This window comes from Microbacterium karelineae, from assembly GCF_009745985.1.
Lineage (GTDB): Bacteria > Actinomycetota > Actinomycetes > Actinomycetales > Microbacteriaceae > Microbacterium > Microbacterium karelineae.
On sequence record NZ_WFIX01000088.1, the window covers coordinates 1 to 371 of the forward strand.

Consider the following 371-nt stretch of genomic DNA (forward strand, 5'->3'; position numbering starts at 1 on the left):
CAACCAGGGTGGAACCATTCTAAAGTCTGCCAGATCCACTGAGTTCAGAACAAAAGAAGGCCGTCAGAAAGCTTACGATAATTGTGTAAAACTAGGAATTGACGGATTGGTATGTATTGGAGGAGACGGAACTTTCACCGGTGCCAAAATCTTTAATGAAGAATTCGGAATCAGAGTAATCGGTATCCCGGGAACTATTGATAACGATATTTTCGGTACAGACAATACCATAGGTTACGATACTGCTTTGAATACGGCAATGGATGCCATTGACAAAATCCGTGACACAGCAACTTCCCACAACAGGGTTTTCTTTGTGGAAGTAATGGGTCGTGATGCTGGTTTTATTGCTTTAAACAGTGGATTGGCAA

Annotated in this window: 1 protein-coding gene; it reads left to right on the forward strand. The window is 42.0% G+C overall.

Features of this window, described 5'->3' with window-relative positions:
• On the forward strand, window positions 1–371 hold a 371-nt coding region (locus GB932_RS22030; RefSeq protein WP_197517206.1), incomplete at both ends, for a 6-phosphofructokinase.